The following is a 17,743-nucleotide window of genomic DNA, read 5'->3' on the forward strand; positions in this document are numbered from 1 at the left end:
CGCATGGGCGCCCGGCACCGTGGCGTTGTGCCGACCCGGTGCGCCCTGCGAAACGCCTCCCTGCGAAACGCCTCCCTGGGGAACGACCGCCCACAACCTGTCGGTAAGTGCGTGCTTCGGACGGGCGTAGCGTGGTGGGCATGACTGTGTACGGATCCTTTCCCGGGTCGCGGCCGCGGCGGCTGCGGACCACTCCCGCGATGCGGCGCATGGTCGCCGAGACGCGGCTGAATGCGGCTGATCTGATTCTCCCGGCGTTCGTACGGGAAGGCGTGAGCGAGCCCGTGCCGATCGCGGCGATGCCGGGGGTCGTGCAGCACTCGCTAGACACGCTGCGGAAGGCCGCGGTGGAGGCGGTGTCCGCCGGAGTTTCCGGGATCATGCTCTTCGGGGTGCCGGAGGACGCGAAGAAGGACGCGGCCGGGACGGCGGGGACCGATCCGGACGGGATTCTGCAGGTCGCCATCCGCGCGGTGAAGGCCGAGGTGGGCGACGAGCTCGTGATCATGTCCGATCTCTGTCTGGACGAGTACACCGATCACGGGCACTGCGGGGTGCTGGACGAGACCGGGCGCGTCGACAACGACGCCACGCTGGAGCGGTACGCCGAGATGGCGCAGGTCCAGGCCGACGCGGGCGTCCATGTGGTCGGCCCCAGCGGCATGATGGACGGCCAGGTCGGGGTCGTCCGGGACGCGCTGGACACCATCGGCAAGGAGGACGTGTCGATCCTCGCCTACACCGTGAAGTACTCGTCCGCCTTCTACGGGCCCTTCCGGGAAGCCGTCGGCTCGTCGTTGACCGGTGACCGCAAGACGTACCAGCAGGACCCCGCGAACCTGCGGGAGTCCATGCGGGAGCTCGCGCTCGACCTGGCCGAGGGCGCCGACATGGTCATGGTCAAGCCCGCGGGTCCGTACCTCGATGTGCTGGCGAAGGTCGCCGAGTCCGTGGACGTGCCCGTGGCCGCGTACCAGATCAGTGGCGAGTACGCGATGGTCGAGGCCGCGGCCGAGAAGGGCTGGATCGACCGGGACAAGGCGATCCTGGAGACCCTGACCGGGATCAGGCGCGCGGGCGCGCAGATGATCCTGACGTACTGGGCGACGGAGGTCGCGCAGAAGCTCGGCCGCGCCTAGGGCGTGTTGCGAAAGTCCCGCCTGGCCCGCGACGCCTGGCACACACTCCCCCGTAGCCCTTCGGGCACGGGAGGTGCCCCCACGCTGCGTTGTCGGACTCGTCCAAGTACGTCCAGTACGAGGACGATCTCCCCCAGAGCTGCGCCTGGGAGGTGCCCACCGCCTTGCGATCGCACGCACCAGACGCCGCGGGCCCCGCCCTACGGGCGGACGGCGCTACTTTCGCAACACGCCCTGGGCCTGCTCAGTCCCACCAGAACGACCACACGCTCTGCTCCAGCACCGCCTTGGCCGCGTACTCGTCCAGGGCGGTGAAGTGGCCCTGGGTGATGTTGTCCGGGCAGAACGCGAAGTGCTCCGCGGCGACGGCCCGCGCCTCGGCGGTCGTCGTCGGCGGGGCCGCCACGGAGAGCACGAGCTGGTCGAAGGTGAGTGCCACGACGCGTATGCCGAAGCGGTCCTCCCACGAGCGCAGGACGGAGCAGAGGCGCGCCACGTCGTTCTCGTGGTTGAGCGGACCGGTCCAGCCCAGCGCCGCCGGTATGTCGGCGCTGCGGCGGGCCGGGACGAGGGCGAGCCTGCACCGCTCCAGCCAGGAGTCCTCCCCGATGAGCGCTTCGGCCACCTCGGTCGCCGTCACGTCCGGATCGATGCCCGACGCGGCGGCCGGGGCGAGGCCGGGCCACTCGGCACCGAACGGCGCGACCTTGTCGTCGAACGCCGGGGGTTCGCCGAAGAGGGCGACGACGGCGTCCCGGCCGGGGTAGTCCTCGGGGGCGCCGAGCTCGTCAGCCGCGTACTCCTCCCAGAAGGCCTCCAGGACCTCCTCGGCGTCGTGATCCCCGGCGTACGACATCATCGCCGGGGCCAACTCCCAGTCCTCGGGCTGCCTTTCATGGCTGCTGCCCGAGCCGATGAGCACGGGGTGGAGCCCGGCGGCCCTGCGGGCGGGCAGCAGAGCGGACCAGTCGCCGGGGCGGGCGGGCTCGTCGGCGTACCAGAGCAGGGGCTCGTGCCACGGGCCGTCGACGGTCGTGTCGATCAGTCGGCCGGACGGCAGGTCGAGACCCAGTGAGCGGCCTGCGGGGTCGGTGGCCAGGGTCGGCAGGGGATTGGGAAGCATCGCCATGGACCGAATGTAGAGGCCGCCACTGACAACGGAGGCCGCCCGTCCACAACGGGCGGCCTCCACACCGGCCTTCGCGTGGGCGATCAGTAGGTGAGCGCGTCCGACATGTCGCTCAGCCAGTACGTGACCATGGCGCTGTCGTCCTCGATGTAGGTGCCCGCAGGGAGTGCGACCTCGGCGTGCGCGCCGGTCGACCCGGAGCCGTTGCCCGCGTCGAAGGAGACGGTGAGGTGCTTCGCGGTGCGGCCCTTGCTCCTGCCGGGCTCGCCGGTCAGCGAGACCGAGGCGTAGGCGGACTGGCCGGGGGCCAGGGTGACGACGGCCTGCGGCTTGCTGTCCTCGACGAACTGGGTGGGGGACTGGGCTTCGTCGAAGCGGAGGTACGGCGCGCCGAAGGCGTTGCAGGGGCGCGAGCCGGTGTTGGTGACGGTGATCAGCAGGTGGTTGATGGGGCGTGTGACCTTGCTGGCGACGACCTTGGTGTTGCTGCCGGTGCAGGTGACGGGGGAGGCGTCGCTGCTGCCGCCGTCGCTTGTGCTGCCGTTGCTGAAGCCGTTGCTCGCGTTGCCGCCGCCGCTGGTGCCCTTGCCGGAGCCCTTGCCGTTGCCGCCGGCCGGGGTTGCGGGCGCGGTACCGCCGCCCGTGCCCGAGGAACCCGCGGAAGAGGTGGCCGCAGGGGTCTCCGGGGCGGTGGCGCTCGCCTTGCCGCCGCCGGCCGGGTCCGCCGCCTTGGCCTTGTCGTCGTTCTGGCAGGCGGTCAGGGACAGGCCCGCCAGAAGGGCGGCGGTCGCAGCGATGGCGGCGCGGGTACGGATGGTGCGCATGGTGGATCGACTCCCCGTTGTGGTGGATTCAGTGACGGTTGATCAGCGAGATCACGACTGCGGTGCAGGCGATCAGAACGATGACCGCGAGGGCATCGCTCAAGCTGAAGTTGAAGCGGGTCGGCATCGGAGCTCCCGGTTCGGTGGTGCTGAACACACCTTGCGGGGGCAGCGGATCGTGGGACAACCGACCAGGGACAATGGGGGAAGCTGGAACGCCGAAACGGGATCTGACCTGGGGAAACCCCATGAGCCTGGAACGCGTTCCCGGGACGGTGGGACGAGGGGGAGGGCCGAAATGGCAGCGGGAACGGACGGCTTCGCGAGGCTGCTGAGCGCGCTGAAGGAACGCTCCGGACGCAGTTACGGGGCTCTCGCCAGACAGCTGCACATGAGCACGTCCACGCTGCACCGCTACTGCAACGGCGATGCCGTACCGACGGAGTACGCCCCCGTGGAGCGGCTCGCGCGGCTGTGCGGGGCGACCCCGGACGAGCTCGTGGAGCTGCACCGGCAGTGGATCCTGGCCGACGACGCCCGCAGGCGTGGCCGGGTCGGTGCGGCCGAGTCGCCCGGCGAGCCTTCGGGTGAGCCGTCCGTTGCGCCATCGGGTGAGTCGTCGGGTGTGCCGTCGGGTGAGGTCGAGCCCGGCGTGGCGGCTGTCCCGGCTCCGGTAGCCGGAACGCCCGAGCCTGAGCGGGCGCCCGAGGACGTGGCCCCCGAGCCGGTGGTCGTGGGGACGAAGCCCGCATCGCGCAAGCGCCGTCTGCGTATCGCCGTCGCCACGGCCGCCGTTGTCGCCGTCGCCGTCCCGGCCGCCGTCGCCGTGAGCCGGCTCGGGGACGAGGGCGCCGGTAGTGAGCAGCCCCGTGCAGGAGCGGGAGCCGGCGCCCCGACCGGGACCGCCGTGTCCCCGTCCCCTTCCGCGTCCGTCTCCGCCTCTGCCTCACCGAGCGGCAGCGCCTCGCCCGGCGGGAAGAAGGGGAGCACCTCGCCGTCGGACCCGGCCGCCACGAAGAAGTCGGAGGCACCCGCCGGGCCGAGCGGTGGGGCGGCGCCCAGCGTGGGCATCAGCTCGTACAACTGGGAAGAGCCGTGCGGCGAGGAGTACATGCTGGACCAGCAGCCCGGCCAGGTCCCGCCGCCGCCCCCTCCCCAGGACACCCGGAACTGGGCGCGCGCCCTGGGCGGTGTCAGCGCAGGCAACATGGCGCTGCAGCTGTCCGTGACGGGCAACACGGACGAGGCGGTGCTCATCACCGACCTGAACGTACGCGTGGTGGGCCGAAAGACCCCCCTGGCCTGGCAGGCCTATTCCATGGGTGACGGCTGCGGCAGCGGCGTCACCCCGCAGACCTTCGACATCGACCTGGACAACGCCCGGCCGCTGACCAAGCCCGTGGCGGGGCAGGACGGTGACACCGTGGTGCCGGCCAAGGACTTCCCGTACAAGGTCTCCACCCGCGATCCGCAGGTGCTGAACCTCGACGTCCACACCGAAGGGCACGAGGTCACGTGGTACCTGGAGCTGGCATGGAGCAGCGGCGACCGGAAAGGGACGATACGGGTCGACGACGGCGGAAAGCCCTTCCGCACGAGTGCCTTCGACGAGGGCAAGCTGCACCACTACTGGCCGGAGAAGGGCGAGTGGATCGCCCAGTGACGGTCAGCCGGAGTGAGCGGCCGCGAAGGCGGCGAAGGACGACCAGGTGGCGGGGGCGAGGGTGAGCATCGGGCCGTCGGGGGTCTTGGAGTCGCGGACGTGGACGGCGGTGGGGTGGGTGGCCACCTCGACGCAGGCGCCGCCCTCATCGCTGCTGTAGGACGACTTGCGCCATACGTACGCGACTTCGAGGCAGGCGCCTCCTTCGCTGCCGCTGTAGCTGGACTTGAACCACTCAAGTGCGGTGCTCATTGCTCTCCCCTAGCAGCCGGTCCAACAGGCCTTTCGTCTCCTCGGGGTTGAGGGCCTGTGTTCGCAGCATTGCATACTTCTGCGCCAGGATGCTGACCTCGTCGGGGTCAGTGATGAGCTGGCTGCCACGCTGTGTCTCGGTGTAGGCAAGGTGCTGGTGGTCTGGTGTCTCCAGGAGGATGAAGGGGCCGTCGAGGGCTGCGTGGGTCTCGCGGCCGAGCGGCATGATCTGGAGCGTGATGCCAGGGAGGTCGGCGCATAAGCGGAGGTGGCGGAGGGCCTCGACGTACACCTCGGCGCCGCCGAGGCGGTCCCGCACGATCGCTTCGGAGATGATGAAGCTCGTGGTCGGTGGGACCTTGCGGTGGAGGACCTCCTGGCGGTCCAGGCGGGCTGCCACCTGGGCGTTGATCTCGTCCTCGCTCAGGACGGGGACCTTGCTTTGGAAGACCGCTCGCGCGTAGTTCTCCGTCTGGAGGAGGCCGGGCAGCACCTGGTTCTCGAACCATGACAGCGCGATCGCCTCGCGCTCCAAGTCCATGTACTGCTCCGCCCACGCCGGAATCAGGTCCACCTCCGGCATGTTCTCGACCGCCGTCTCCAGCGCCCTCTTCGTCTCCAGAATCCCGTCCAGCAGCCTTGCCAGATCCGGTTTCAGCGGCCGCCTCCCCTGCTCGATCGAGGCGATCGTCTCCTCGTGCAGGCAGGCCCGTTCCGCAAGCTCGCGCTGGGTGAGGCAGGCGGTCTCCCGGAACAGGGCCACCAGCGCGCCCACGAGCTTCATCGCCGACGCGTTCTTCCTACGCCGTTTCCTGGGGTGCATGCCGTACCAACTCCCCGTGGCCGTACGAAAGTCATGCGCGGACCACCCGTACAGAAATCCCGTACGGGTGCGCGCACTGCAGCACGCTCATCACGGACCGTGACGCTCGTCTCATGAACGAGATGATTCAACTCCCCTGTGTGTGCGAGCGGTTTTACCGCCGGGAGCGGCGGTCCGTGCCCGCTGCCAGGGAGTTCACGCGAGAGGTCCTGGAAGCGTGGGACCTGGCAGGGGTAAGGGACGACGTACTGCTGTGCGTCAGCGAGCTGGCGACCAACGCGCTGGTGCACGGCGTACCGCCGGGCCGCGGCTATCTGTTGCGGTTGCGGCGGTACGGGGACGCCCTGCGGGTGGAGGTCCACGACAGTGGCGACGGCTGTCCCCGCGCGCGTGAGCCGGAGGGGGAGTCGGGGCGGGGGCTGTTGCTGGTGGCGGCGGTCGCGGACAAGTGGGGGGTCGGGGAGCGGCTGCCCGGGAAGGTCGTGTGGTGCGAGTTCGGGGTCAGCGCGAGACCGTGAGGAGGTCGGCGAGGCGGGAGAGACCGTCGGTGGAGTGCCCCTCGTCGATCGCGCGGTCCAGGATCGCCTGGAAGGGCTCGAAGAGTTCGGGGCTCACGCCCTGCTCGCGGAACGTGGCCAGGAAGTTGGGGAACGCCGCCTGGTTGACCGCGAGACTGGACACGTCGGTGAGGTGCTCTCCGGCGTCGAGCGCCCTGCCCATCTGCGGGGCGCCGCCGAGCATCGCGGTGATCCAGGGCACGAGGAGTTCCGAGAACTCCTCCGCGGAGATGTTCTCCGTACGGACCAGGGCGAAGGCCTGGAGGACTCCGAGGAGCATGCCGTACATGCCGGTGAGCAGCGCCAGGTCGTAGAGGGCTGCCCGCCCCGGGTCGGTGCCGGTCCACTTCGTGCCGCCGAAGGCCGCGAGGGTGGACCGGTGGGTCTCGTAGGCCTGCTCGTCACCGCTGTAGAAGACGTACGCATGCGGGCCCGCGATCATCTGCGGGACCGCCATGATGCCGCCGTCGACGTACCGGGCGCCGTGCTCGGCGGCCCAGGCCGCGAGCTCCCGGGCCTGGGCAGGGGTGCCGTTGGTCAGGTTGACCAGGGTCTTGCCGGTCACGGTGTCGCCGAGGGTGTCGAAGACCTCCTGGACGCTGTCATTGGTGAGGAGGCAGACGATGACGAGGGGGCTCGCCGTGACGGCGTCGGCAGGTGTGCCGGCCGGAAGGGCGCCCTGGGCGACGAGGGGGCCGGTCTTGGCGGGGGACCTGTTCCAGACGGTGACGGGGTGGCCGGCCTTGAGGAGCGCGGCGGCGAGGGCGGAGCCCATCATGCCGAGGCCGAGGACGGATACGCGGGTGGTGGTTTCTGGCATGGACCCGATCCTTGCCCGGTGCTGAAACCTGTACAAGTACTGACTATTTGGTGAGGTACTCACTCATGGGTAAGTGACCTGGCGATCACCACGCGAGGGGCGCACCCTGGAAGAGGTATCGCTGGAGGTGATCGGCCATGCAGACGCTTGTCGGATGGCACATCGAGACGGAGTTCCGTGAGGACGGCGACCACACGAGGGCGGCCGCTCTGCTGAGACTCGCTGACGGCACGGAGATCCGCGGACACGGAGCGGCCAACCGCCACCCGTCCGATGCCTCGCAGCTGCGGGTGGGCGAGGAGATCGCGGGCGCCCGGGCGCTCATGGACATCGCTCAGCAGTTGCTGCAGAAGGCCCATGTGGAGATCGACGATGTCAGGGGCACGCCCTCACATCCGCTGAAGTGAATCCGTTTGAGTGAGTTGCCTGCGTACGCCAAGGCCCCCGCACCCGGGCAGGGGAGCGGGGGCCGTGGCGGCGTACGTGTGATCAGAGACGCTCGGGGGTCCGGATGCCCAGCAGGGCCATGCCCTGCTGGAGGGTGCGGGCCGTCAGGTCGACGAGGAAGAGGCGGTTCTCCCCGACCTCCAGCGGCGGCTCCGGCCGTACCACCGGGCACTGGTCGTAGAACGTCGTGAGGAGCGACGCCAGCTGGTACAGGTACGCCGCCAGCTTGTGCGGCTCGTACGACGCGGCGACCTCGGCCAGGGTCTCGCCGAACCGGTCCAGGTGGAGGCCGAGAGCGCGCTCCGCCGGGGCCAGTTCGAGCTCCGGGTGGGCGACCGGCTTGCGGCCGCCGGCATTCCGCTTGATCGACTGGATACGGGCGTACGCGTACTGGAGGTACACGGACGTGTCGCCGTTGAGCGACACCATCTGGTCCAGGTCGAACTTGTAGTCGCGCACCGCCGACGTGGACAGGTCGGCGTACTTCACCGCGCCGATGCCCACGTACCGGCCGTTCTCGACAACCTCCTGGTCGCTCAGGCCCGCCTTCTCCTTCTTCTCGGCGACGACCGCCGTGGCCCGCTCGACCGCCTCGTCCAGCAGGTCCTCCAGGCGCACCGTCTCGCCCTCACGGGTCTTGAACGGCTTGCCGTCCTTGCCCAGCACCGTGCCGAAGGCGAGCTGGACGGCCGTGACGTCGTCGTTCAGCCAGCCGATGCGGCGGGCGGTCTCGAAGACCATCTTGAAGTGGAGCGACTGGCGGACGTCCACGACGTACAGCAGCGAGGTCGCGCCGAGGTTCTGCACGCGGTCCCGGATCGCGGAGAGGTCCGTCGCCGCGTAGCCGAAACCGCCGTCGGACTTCTGGACGATCAGCGGGACCGGGTTGCCGTCCGGGCCCTTGACGTCGTCGAAGAAGACGCACAGCGCGCCGTTGGAGCGGACGGCGACGCCCGACTCCTCCAGCAGCCGGCAGGTCTCGACCAGCATGTCGTTGTAACCGGACTCGCCGACGATGTCCGGGTCGTGGATCTCCATGTCGAGCTTGTCGAAGACCGAGTAGAAGTAGATCTTCGACTCGTCGACGAACCGCTGCCAGAGCGCGCGGGTCTCCTTTTCGCCCGACTGCAGGTCGACCACCCGGCGCCGGGCCCGGTCCTTGAACTCCTCGTCGGAGTCGAAGAGGGCGCGCGAGGCCTTGTACAGCCGGTTCAGGTTGGACATCGCCTCTTCGCCGGAGACGGCGGCGTCCTCGGAGCCCTTGTGGTCCAGCTCGTGGGGGTGCTCGATCAGGTACTGGATGAGCATGCCGAACTGGGTGCCCCAGTCGCCGATGTGGTGGCGCCGGACCACCTTCTCGCCGGTGAACTCCAGGATCTCGACCATGGCCGCGCCGATCACGGCGGACCGCAGATGGCCGACGTGCATCTCCTTCGCCACGTTCGGCTGGGCGTAGTCGATCACGGTCGTGCCGGGGTTCTCCGCGTACGGGACGCCGAGGCGGTCGTCCGCGGCGCGGGCGGCCAGCGTCTTCACGATCGCCTCGTCGGTGATCGTGATGTTGAGGAAGCCGGGGCCGGAGACCTCGATGTCCTTGAGGAGGTCGTTGGCGGGGATCGCCTCGACGAGCTTGGTCGCCAGTTCGCGCGGGTTGCCCTTGAGCTGCTTGGCGAGCGCCAGGATGCCGTTGGCCTGGAAGTCGGCCCGGTCGCTACGTCGCAGCAGCGGGTCGGCGGAGCCGGCCTCCGGCAGGGCTGCCGAGAGGGCGTCCGCGAGGCGCTGCTGCACGGTCGAAGCGAGGGAAGGGACCGAGGCCATGAGCTTCCGTTCCTGTGAGTGAGGCGTCAGTGGGTCATCAGTGGTGCTAATTCGGTAGTCAAGTGTCCCATGGGGGAGCAACCTGTTTCTCCCGCCGGACTCTCCGACGAACCGCGCGCCTGTGGACAACCACAGGGCCCGCTGTTCCGTCTGGGAGAATGGCTAACGCCAGTTTCGACAGAATCAAGCATTCAAGGACGTGCCGATCGTGGCTCAGAGCAGCACCGAGACCGACTGGGTCTCCCGTTTCGCGGACGATGTCATCGCCGACTCGGAACGGCGTGCACCCGGGAAACCGGTCGTGGTTGCCTCTGGCCTGTCTCCGTCCGGGCCCATCCACCTGGGCAATCTGCGCGAGGTCATGACCCCGCACCTGGTCGCGGACGAGATCCGGCGGCGCGGGCACGAGGTCCGGCATCTGATCTCCTGGGACGACTACGACCGCTTCCGCAAGGTGCCGGCCGGGGTCCCGGGTGTCGACGAGTCCTGGGCCGAGCACATCGGCAAGCCGCTGACCTCGGTGCCGGCGCCCGCGGGCTCGGAGTACCCGAACTGGGCGGCGCACTTCAAGGCCGCCATGGTCGAGTCCCTCGCCGAGCTGGGTGTCGAGTACGACCCGATCAGCCAGACCGAGCAGTACACGTCGGGGGTGTACCGCGAGCAGATCCTGCACGCGATGAAGCACCGCGCCGAGATCGACGGAATCCTCGACCAGTACCGGACGAAGGCCAAGGTCCAGGCGAAGAAGCAGCAGCAGAAGCCGGTCGACGAGGCCGAACTGGAGGCTGCCGAGGGCTCCGGCGCGGCGAGCGAGGACGACGGCAGCGGCGGCTCCGCGGGCTACTTCCCGTACAAGCCGTACTGCGGCAACTGCGAGAAGGACCTGACGACGGTCACCGAGTACATCGACTCGACGACCGAGCTGACGTACTCCTGCACCGCCTGCGGCTTCTCCGAGACGGTCCGGCTGAGCGAGTTCAACCGCGGCAAGCTGGTCTGGAAGGTCGACTGGCCGATGCGCTGGGCGTACGAGGGCGTGATCTTCGAGCCGAGCGGTGTCGACCACTCGTCGCCCGGTTCGTCGTTCGTCGTCGGCGGGCAGATCGTCCGCGAGATCTTCGACGGGGTGCAGCCGATCGGCCCGATGTACGCCTTCGTGGGAATCTCCGGCATGGCGAAGATGTCGTCGTCGCGCGGTGGCGTGCCGACGCCCGCGGATGCGCTGAAGATCATGGAAGCGCCGCTGCTGCGCTGGCTGTACGCGCGCCGCAAGCCCAACCAGTCCTTCAAGATCGCCTTCGACCAGGAGATCCAGCGGCTCTACGACGAGTGGGACAAGCTGGAGTCCAAGGTCGAGGACGGCTCCGTGCTGCCGGCCGACGCCGCCGCGTACTCGCGCGCGGTGCGCACCGCCGCCGGTGAGCTGCCGCGTACGCCGCGGCCGCTGCCGTACCGCACGCTCGCTTCGGTCGTCGACATCACGGCCGGGCACGACGAGCAGACCCTGCGGATCCTGAGCGAGCTGGACCCGGCGAACCCGCTGACCGCGCTGGACGAGGCGCGGCCGCGTCTCGACCGCGCGGAGAACTGGATCACCACCCAGGTCCCGGCCGATGCGCGGACGGTCGTGCGCTCCGAGCCCGACGCGGAGCTGCTCGGCTCGCTCGACGACCAGGGGCGCGAGTCGCTGCGGCTGCTGCTGGACGGCCTGGACTCGCACTGGTCGCTGGACGGGCTCACCACGCTCGTCTACGGCGTGCCGAAGGTGATGGCGGGCCTGGAGCCGGACGCCAAGCCCACCCCGGAGCTGAAGGTCGCCCAGCGCTCCTTCTTCGCGCTGCTGTACCGCCTGCTGGTCAGCCGCGAGACGGGGCCGCGGCTCCCGACGCTGCTGCTCGCGGTGGGTGCGGACCGGGTGCGCAAGCTGCTCGCGGCCTGACGGGGCCACGCCGTCGCCGGACGGTCCCCTCCGCACCATGGAGACCGTCCGGCGACCGGGGACGGACACCCAGGGACAGACCGGGTGGTACCGGCATGCTTCGGAGCCCGCCCGCAGCGCGCACGGGGTGAGGGCCGACGGGCGGCCGGGCTGAGGGCTGACCGGGCTGAGGGCCGGCCGGCGCCTGGCTCAGGCGATGTGCTCCGCCTCGAGCTCGGACTGGTAGCGGTTCTGGAACTGCGGCGTGAGCCGGCGCAGCAGGCTGGCGCTGCGCGTGTGCTTGATGCCGTGGGCGTCGGCGAGGGTGATGTCGAGCTGGTCGTTGCTCGGGAACATGCCGTGCAGGTCCACGTACTCCTTGAAGACCGGGTACGCCAGCTCCGCGAACTGGATGTCGTCGATGGTGTCCGCAGCGGGCTCCGGCTCGGGCTCCGGCTGCGGCTCGGGCGCCGGCGCCTGCTCGTACGCCGGTTGCTGCTCGGCGCGCGGGCCCGGGATGGCGCCAGGGCCGGGTCCGGGGCCGGCGGGCATGGCGTCCGGGCCGGACGGCACGGCGACCGGAGTCGGCTCCAGGCCCTCGACGTACGTCGGGTTGTACGCGGTCTCGTACGCCTCCTGCGGGACCTGGGGCGCCGCGAACCACGGGCTTTCGTGGGTACCGGCCCGGCCGTCCTGCGGCAGCAGCTGCTGTTCGTCAGGGTGGGCCTGGGGCCACTCCTGCTGGAGCTCCGGCCTCGGCGCCGGCTGCTCCGCGGACCGCTCCGCGGGGGAGAGCTCTGCCGCAGGCGCCGGGTTCGGGGGCAGCAGCGCCGGCTCGATACCGGCGGCGGCCAGCCCCGCGGGGGCCGTCTCCGCCAGCGGAACGCCGTACTTCGCGAGCCGCAGCGGCATCAGCGCCTCGACCGGGGCCTTGCGGCGCCAGGCGCGACCGAAGCGGGCCTGCAGTCGGGCCTGGTAGATCAGCCGGTCCTGTTCGAGCTTGATGACCTGCTCGTACGAGCGCAGCTCCCACAGCTTCATCCGGCGCCACAGCCGGAACGTGGGGACGGGGGAGAGCAGCCAGCGGGTGAGGCGCACCCCCTCCATGTGCTTGTCGGCCGTGATGTCCGCGATCCGGCCCACCGCGTGGCGGGCGGCCTCGACGGCTACGACGAACAGCACCGGGATGACGGCGTGCATACCGACGCCGAGCGGGTCGGGCCAGGCGGCGGCGCCGTTGAAGGCGATCGTCGCCGCCGTCAGCAGCCACGCCGTCTGGCGCAGCAGCGGGAACGGGATCCTGATCCAGGTCAGCAGGAGGTCGAGGGCGAGCAGCACACAGATGCCCGCGTCGATGCCTATGGGGAAGACCAGCGAGAAGTCGCCGAAGCCCTTCTTCTCGGCGAGCTCGCGTACGGCGGCGTACGACCCGGCGAAGCCGATCGCGGCGATGACCACCGCTCCGGCCACGACGACGCCGATGAGTATGCGGTGCGTGCGTGTCAGCTGCATCGCGGCCACCCGCGATCCCCTCCCAGTATCGAATTCTGGCGCCGTGGCGCGGCCCAAGCCTGGCACACGGGTCCGGAGCCCGAGCCTCCGGGGAGGTCCGGGCTCCGGCCGGGGCGCCTGCCGGGGACGGTCAACAGCCGTTGCCGGGTGTGGCGGTCGGGTGTGGAGCGTGCGGCGCGCTCACGCCGCCCGTCCGGCCCGGCCGTCCGGGCCGGACGGGCGGCGTGAGCGCGCCTGTTCGGGTCCTAGTTGGCCTTCGCGACCGCGGCCGCGGCCTCCTTGGCCGCCGTCACCGCGTCCTTCATCAGCGCCGACGCGTCCGGGGTCTTGGCCCCCGCGTAACCGGCACCGTTGTAGCCGAGCGTGACCACGACATTGCCCGTGCGCGCCACGATCGTTGCGTACTTGAAGTCCTCGCCGGTCTTGGTGAGGCCGTAGCTGATCGCCGTCGCCTCGTCGCCGACACCCGCCGCGGGGGAGCTCTTGACGCTCTTGGCCCCCTCGGTGTCCTGGACCTTGGCGACTTCCTTCGCGAGCGCGTCCTTGGCGCGCTGCTCGCCGCTGCCCAGGCCGGCCTCGGACTCGTACCGCAGGAAGGAGACGTCGAGCCAGCGGTAGTTCGAGCCCTTCACGCCCTTGTCCTCCAGACCGTTCCAGGAGCAGCCGCCGCGGGAGCTCGTGTCGCTGGAGGTGCCCGCCGTGCCTGACTTGTTCTTCACCTTCGGCACCAGCTCCTCGATCGTCTTCGAGGAGATCGCCTTGCAGGGCTGGGGCAGCTTGGCGTACTTCGCGGGCTCGACGGCCGTCGCGGACTGCTGCGTGCCGGGGGAGGACGTGTCGGAGGAGGACGAGCCGGCGCTCGAGTCCTTGTTGCTGTCGGAGTCCGACGAGCAGCCGGCGACGACGAGCATCACCGGGACGGCGGCGCAGGCGAGTATGCGGGTGAGTCGCGGGGCTGTTCGGTGCATGGTTCCTTCAGTCGGTGAGTCGTACGCTCCGCCGGTGTGGTGCGGTGCGGGGCGGACGGTCCGGGTCTTCCGGGCGGCCACAGTACGCCGACACGGTACGACGCCGGGGTCGTCCGGCGGGACCGGGTGACCGATCCGGACGGCTCGGGAAGCAGCTCGGCGGGGCGGAGTGCGGGCGCTAGTCGTTGAACCGCTCGGCGAGCTTCCGGGCCAGACCCTGGGCCTTTTCCTGCAGTTCCTTGCTGTCCGGGACCTCTGTCGTACGGGCCGGCTGCTCGCCGTACTCGACGGTCACGATCACGTTCGATGTGCGGAACACCACGCTCACGGTCCGGTGCTGCGCGGTGGAACCGGCGCGGGTGAGGACGTCGTCGAGGAACGCGGCGTCGCCGAGGCCGTCGAGCACGCGGGGCTCCAGGCCCTCGGGGGCGGCGGGGGTGCCGGTGGCCGATCCCGGAGCGGATCCGCCGGGGGCTCCGGTCGGGGCGTTCGTGGGCGTGGTGGTACCGGGCGGGGGTGTGGCGCCGGTGCCGGACGAGGCGGGCGTGGAGGGGGTGCCGCTCGGGATCCCGGCCCCCGGTCCCTGCCCGCCCGTGGCTGCCGGGGGAGGCAGCTCCGCCGCGTCCTGCTTCGTTGCGTAGACCTCCTGCGCCCGGTCGTCGTCGCTGATGTCGGGGTCGTACGAGACGACGCGCTCGACATCGATGCGGAGGTGGTTCGAGGCGTCCGGCGAATCGGCCTTCCAGCTGCAGCCGACGCGGCGGTCGGTGTCGTACGTGACGGCCGCCGTGCCGCGGAACACCTTGTCCTGCTGGTCGTCCGGGAGTTGCGCGGCGCCGGGGAGCAGGTCTCTCAGAGTGGCGCGCTCGACCGCGCCGCAGGGCTCGTAGAGCGTGCGGTACTTGCCGGGCGGGGCGGCGGAGCCGGCGGCCTCGCCGGCCTTGGCGCCGGTTGCGGAGCCGTCGCCGCCGGACGCTGCGGTGCAGCCTGTGACGAGCGCCACGAGGAGCGCCGCGAGGCCGGGTGCGTACGCCTTTCGCTGCACGTTCCCAGGCTCCTTTCTCTTCCGTCTTCTCTTCGGGCCGCCGGCGTGTCCGCTGTTGTGTCCGCGGCGAAAACTGGTTGCCGCCCGATGCAGGCCGATGGACACAATGTGTATCGCACGCGCTGCTGTGAACGCCGGTCCGCTGTCCCTTTCGCCGGCCTTGGCGCCGGTTTTTGCGTTTCAGGTTCTTCGGGGGAGTTGGGGAAGTATGTCGTATGTAGAGGTGCCCGGGGCGAAGGTCCCGATCCGGATGTGGACGGACCCGTCCACGGTCGAGAGCGGCGCGATGCAGCAGCTGCAGAACGTTGCGACGCTGCCCTGGATCAAGGGGCTCGCCGTGATGCCGGACGTGCACTACGGCAAGGGCGCGACCGTCGGCTCCGTGATCGCGATGCACGGCGCGGTCTGCCCGGCGGCGGTCGGTGTCGACATCGGCTGCGGAATGTCGGCGGTGAAGACCTCCCTCACCGCGAACGATCTGCCGGGCGACCTGTCCCGGCTCCGCTCCAAGATCGAGCAGGCCATCCCGGTCGGCCGTGGCATGCACGGCGACCCGGTGGATCCGGGCCGGGTGTACGGACTCCCGGTGGCGGGGTTCGACGACCTCTGGTCGCGGTTCGACGGGGTGGCGGACGCGGTGAAGTTCCGTCGGGAGCGGGCGACGAAGCAGATGGGAACGCTCGGAGCCGGCAACCACTTCGTGGAGTTCTGCATCGACGAGTCCGGATCCGTGTGGCTGATGCTTCACTCCGGGTCGCGGAACATCGGCAAGGAGCTCGCCGAGTACCACATGGGCGAGGCCCGGAAGCTGCCGCACAACCAGGGTCTGGTCGACCGCGACCTGGCGGTCTTCATCGCGGACACCCCGCAGATGGCGGCGTACCGGAACGATCTCTTCTGGGCGCAGGAGTACGCGAAGTACAACCGCGCGATCATGATGGGACTCTTCCAGGAAGTCGTCCGCAGGGAGTTCAGGAAGGCGAAGGTCACCTTCGACCAGGTCATCTCCTGCCACCACAACTATGTGGCGGAGGAGCGGTACGAGGGCATGGACCTGCTGGTCACCCGTAAGGGCGCGATCCGCGCGGGCTCCGGCGACTTCGGGATCATCCCGGGTTCGATGGGCACGGGTTCGTACATCGTGAAGGGCCTGGGGAACGCGAAGTCCTTCAACTCGGCGTCGCACGGTGCCGGGCGGAGGATGAGCCGGACCGCGGCGAAGCGGAAGTTCTCGACGAGGGATCTGGAGGATCAGACGCGGGGTGTGGAGTGCCGTAAGGACTCCGGCGTCGTGGACGAGATCCCGGGCGCGTACAAGCCGATCGAGAAGGTCATCGACCAGCAGCGGGACCTGGTGGAGGTCGTCGCGAAGCTGAAGCAGGTCATCTGCGTGAAGGGCTGAGGAACAGCACACCACCTCATCGACAGAGCCCCCCGGACTGCTCCGGGGGGCGGTTCTTCGGCATGGACTTCAGCTACCTGACCAACCGACTGACGGGCAAGGGAGCCTTCTGGCTGCTCGGCATCGGATTGCAGGTGGTGGCCGTCGCCGGCTCCCTCCGGCGATGCCGGGGCCGAGACCTCCGCGCGTCGGCCGACGCCGTCTTCGACCAGCTCGCCGCCCACCCCGAGAACTGGCCACGGTGGTTCGGACCGGCCAACGAATGCCGCTATGAAGGAGCACCCCCGTACGGCGTGGGGACGATGCGATACCTGCGACTGTCCAGGGTCGTCGGGCACGCGAGGCCCTGCTCGTCCGGGATCCGGGCAAGTACTTCGCCTACCAGGTTCCACGAGACCAACGTGCGGGGCGTCGCGGCCATGATGGAACGCTGGACGCTGGCGCCCTTGGCGGACCGGAGGACCAGAGTCAGCTGGACGATCGCCGTCGACTGCGCCCCCCGTACACCTGCTGCTGCGGGCAAGCCAGCGGCGTGTGGACAAGATCTTCCAGGATGCGATGAAGCGGCTCGAAGGCATGTGCCGCCGTCCCTGACGGCGAACCACCACATGGCTCAGGAGACGATGCCGGCCATCGCTCCGCCGCCGGTGGCGACGCCGCCGGTCGGTCTGGGCGTGGAGAAGGGGGGCGTGTCCTGTCGGCACGTCGTTCCCGCCGGGGGGAGGGTGCCGTCGATGAAGGAGCGGCTCTCTGCCCAGGTCCAGAAGCGTCCGACGTCGCCCGCACGGATGGCACTGGCCTCCTCCAGGGCGTGGTAGACCTCGGGGTCACGCGGATTGGGGCTGTCGGAGCAGAGCACGGCACCACCCTGTTCCTCGCCCAGGTACGGATTCGGATGCGGGACCGGTTGTGCGGGTGGGGGTTGGGCCGGCTGCGGGGCGCGGCCCTGCCACAGGTCCTGCAGCCTGCCGGCGAGGTCCGTCCATCCGGGGTGGACGACGTAGAGGCTGTTGACCAGGTCACCGACCGTACGGCCGTAGGTCCACGCGCCCACGGGGTGCTCCCGGAGCCGCCGCATCAGCTGGTCGAACTTGTCCCGGGTCGCTTCCGGGCCGCCGGCGGAGAAGGCGCAGCGGGCGGCGGTGGTGGACCCGCACAGGGCGAGGAACCTGTCCAGGGTTGCTGCCGCGGTGCGGTCCGAGCCCATGCGCAGGAATGTCGTGAGCCGGGGGGCGTCGTCGGAGGCGTGGTTCGTCCAGGCCTGCGGGTCGATGTTGCTGTCGAGGGTCATGGCGCGGGCGCCCGATGCCACTCATGCGCCGGATGCCGGCAGACGTCCGTGTCAACAACACCGCGGTCCGGAAGGCGCGCGAGCCAACCGCAGCCGAATGGCCGAGCCACTGCCACCGGGGCCGCGGACGACCGC

16 protein-coding genes and 1 pseudogene are annotated in these 17,743 nt (G+C 70.1%); 7 read left to right on the top strand and 10 right to left on the bottom strand.

Annotated features, from left to right (window positions below; all coding sequences use genetic code 11):
* Window positions 1-140: 140 nt before the first annotated feature.
* Window positions 141-1,139 carry a porphobilinogen synthase gene (gene hemB / locus ACZ6ZQ_RS16535; protein WP_469769245.1) on the top strand — a complete coding sequence of 333 codons (999 nt, stop codon included), beginning with the start codon at window positions 141-143 and terminating at the stop codon, window positions 1,137-1,139.
* A gap of 244 nt (window positions 1,140-1,383) precedes the next feature.
* Here the strand turns inward: hemB and ACZ6ZQ_RS16540 are convergent, their stop codons facing one another.
* Entirely contained in the window at window positions 1,384-2,268 is an 885-nt protein-coding gene (locus tag ACZ6ZQ_RS16540; RefSeq protein ID WP_469769246.1) for a DUF4253 domain-containing protein, read from the bottom strand.
* An 83-nt stretch (window positions 2,269-2,351) separates the two neighbouring features.
* On the bottom strand, window positions 2,352-3,092 hold the full coding sequence (locus tag ACZ6ZQ_RS16545; protein WP_469769247.1) for a DUF4232 domain-containing protein: 741 nt from the start codon (window positions 3,090-3,092) through the stop codon (window positions 2,352-2,354).
* A 298-nt stretch (window positions 3,093-3,390) separates the two neighbouring features.
* Here ACZ6ZQ_RS16545 and ACZ6ZQ_RS16550 point away from each other — a divergent pair, with 298 nt between their 5' ends.
* Window positions 3,391-4,755, top strand: a complete 1,365-nt coding sequence (locus ACZ6ZQ_RS16550; protein WP_469769248.1) for a helix-turn-helix domain-containing protein — start codon at window positions 3,391-3,393, stop codon at window positions 4,753-4,755.
* 3 nt (window positions 4,756-4,758) lie between these two features.
* On the opposite strand, the gene ACZ6ZQ_RS16555 is transcribed toward ACZ6ZQ_RS16550, so the two are convergent.
* Both ACZ6ZQ_RS16555 and ACZ6ZQ_RS16560 read right to left on the bottom strand, forming a co-directional pair.
* A complete protein-coding gene (locus ACZ6ZQ_RS16555; RefSeq protein ID WP_469769249.1) occupies window positions 4,759-5,007 on the bottom strand; it encodes a DUF397 domain-containing protein in 249 nt (82 codons plus the stop codon).
* On the bottom strand, window positions 4,991-5,830 hold the full coding sequence (locus ACZ6ZQ_RS16560; RefSeq protein WP_469769250.1) for a helix-turn-helix domain-containing protein: 840 nt from the start codon (window positions 5,828-5,830) through the stop codon (window positions 4,991-4,993). Before ACZ6ZQ_RS16560 ends, ACZ6ZQ_RS16555 begins: the two co-directional genes overlap by 17 nt.
* 113 nt (window positions 5,831-5,943) lie before the next feature.
* Between ACZ6ZQ_RS16560 and ACZ6ZQ_RS16565 the strand changes: the two genes are divergently transcribed.
* A complete protein-coding gene (locus tag ACZ6ZQ_RS16565) occupies window positions 5,944-6,348 on the top strand; it encodes an ATP-binding protein (protein WP_469769251.1) in 405 nt (134 codons plus the stop codon).
* Here ACZ6ZQ_RS16565 and ACZ6ZQ_RS16570 read toward each other — a convergent pair.
* Window positions 6,332-7,207 (bottom strand): NAD(P)-dependent oxidoreductase, encoded by an 876-nt coding sequence (locus tag ACZ6ZQ_RS16570; RefSeq protein ID WP_469769252.1) that lies wholly within the window; start codon window positions 7,205-7,207, stop codon window positions 6,332-6,334. The two genes, ACZ6ZQ_RS16565 and ACZ6ZQ_RS16570, sit on opposite strands and share 17 nt — an antisense overlap.
* A gap of 137 nt (window positions 7,208-7,344) precedes the next feature.
* Here ACZ6ZQ_RS16570 and ACZ6ZQ_RS16575 point away from each other — a divergent pair, with 137 nt between their 5' ends.
* On the top strand, window positions 7,345-7,614 hold the full coding sequence (locus tag ACZ6ZQ_RS16575; protein WP_469769253.1) for a DUF1876 domain-containing protein: 270 nt from the start codon (window positions 7,345-7,347) through the stop codon (window positions 7,612-7,614).
* Window positions 7,615-7,696: 82 nt separating this feature from the next.
* Here the strand turns inward: ACZ6ZQ_RS16575 and argS are convergent, their stop codons facing one another.
* Window positions 7,697-9,472, bottom strand: a complete 1,776-nt coding sequence (argS, locus tag ACZ6ZQ_RS16580) for an arginine--tRNA ligase (protein ID WP_469769254.1) — start codon at window positions 9,470-9,472, stop codon at window positions 7,697-7,699.
* A gap of 199 nt (window positions 9,473-9,671) precedes the next feature.
* On the opposite strand from argS, the gene lysS reads away from it, so the two are divergent.
* Window positions 9,672-11,411, top strand: a complete 1,740-nt coding sequence (gene lysS, locus ACZ6ZQ_RS16585; protein WP_469769255.1) for a lysine--tRNA ligase — start codon at window positions 9,672-9,674, stop codon at window positions 11,409-11,411.
* A gap of 189 nt (window positions 11,412-11,600) precedes the next feature.
* Here the strand turns inward: lysS and ACZ6ZQ_RS16590 are convergent, their stop codons facing one another.
* The 3 genes from ACZ6ZQ_RS16590 to ACZ6ZQ_RS16600 all read right to left on the bottom strand — a co-directional run bounded on the left by ACZ6ZQ_RS16590 (window position 11,601) and on the right by ACZ6ZQ_RS16600 (window position 14,915).
* Window positions 11,601-12,911, bottom strand: a complete 1,311-nt coding sequence (locus ACZ6ZQ_RS16590; RefSeq protein WP_469769256.1) for a DUF2637 domain-containing protein — start codon at window positions 12,909-12,911, stop codon at window positions 11,601-11,603.
* Window positions 12,912-13,147: 236 nt separating this feature from the next.
* Window positions 13,148-13,870: a DUF3558 family protein gene (locus tag ACZ6ZQ_RS16595; RefSeq protein ID WP_469769257.1), complete on the bottom strand. Its 723-nt coding sequence runs from the start codon at window positions 13,868-13,870 to the stop codon at window positions 13,148-13,150.
* Window positions 13,871-14,048: 178 nt separating this feature from the next.
* A complete protein-coding gene (locus tag ACZ6ZQ_RS16600; RefSeq protein WP_469769258.1) occupies window positions 14,049-14,915 on the bottom strand; it encodes a DUF3558 domain-containing protein in 867 nt (288 codons plus the stop codon).
* Window positions 14,916-15,123: 208 nt separating this feature from the next.
* On the opposite strand from ACZ6ZQ_RS16600, the gene ACZ6ZQ_RS16605 reads away from it, so the two are divergent.
* Both ACZ6ZQ_RS16605 and ACZ6ZQ_RS16610 read left to right on the top strand, forming a co-directional pair.
* Window positions 15,124-16,317, top strand: coding sequence for an RtcB family protein (locus tag ACZ6ZQ_RS16605; protein WP_469769259.1), 1,194 nt, complete (start codon window positions 15,124-15,126; stop codon window positions 16,315-16,317).
* 62 nt (window positions 16,318-16,379) lie between these two features.
* Window positions 16,380-16,817, top strand: a pseudogene (locus tag ACZ6ZQ_RS16610) (SRPBCC family protein); the annotation flags it as partial.
* 113 nt (window positions 16,818-16,930) lie between these two features.
* Here ACZ6ZQ_RS16610 and ACZ6ZQ_RS16615 read toward each other — a convergent pair.
* Window positions 16,931-17,608 carry a hypothetical protein gene (locus ACZ6ZQ_RS16615; RefSeq protein WP_469769428.1) on the bottom strand — a complete coding sequence of 226 codons (678 nt, stop codon included), beginning with the start codon at window positions 17,606-17,608 and terminating at the stop codon, window positions 16,931-16,933.
* Window positions 17,609-17,743 lie beyond the last annotated feature (135 nt).

Source organism: Streptomyces sp. NPDC053673 (assembly GCF_055585225.1).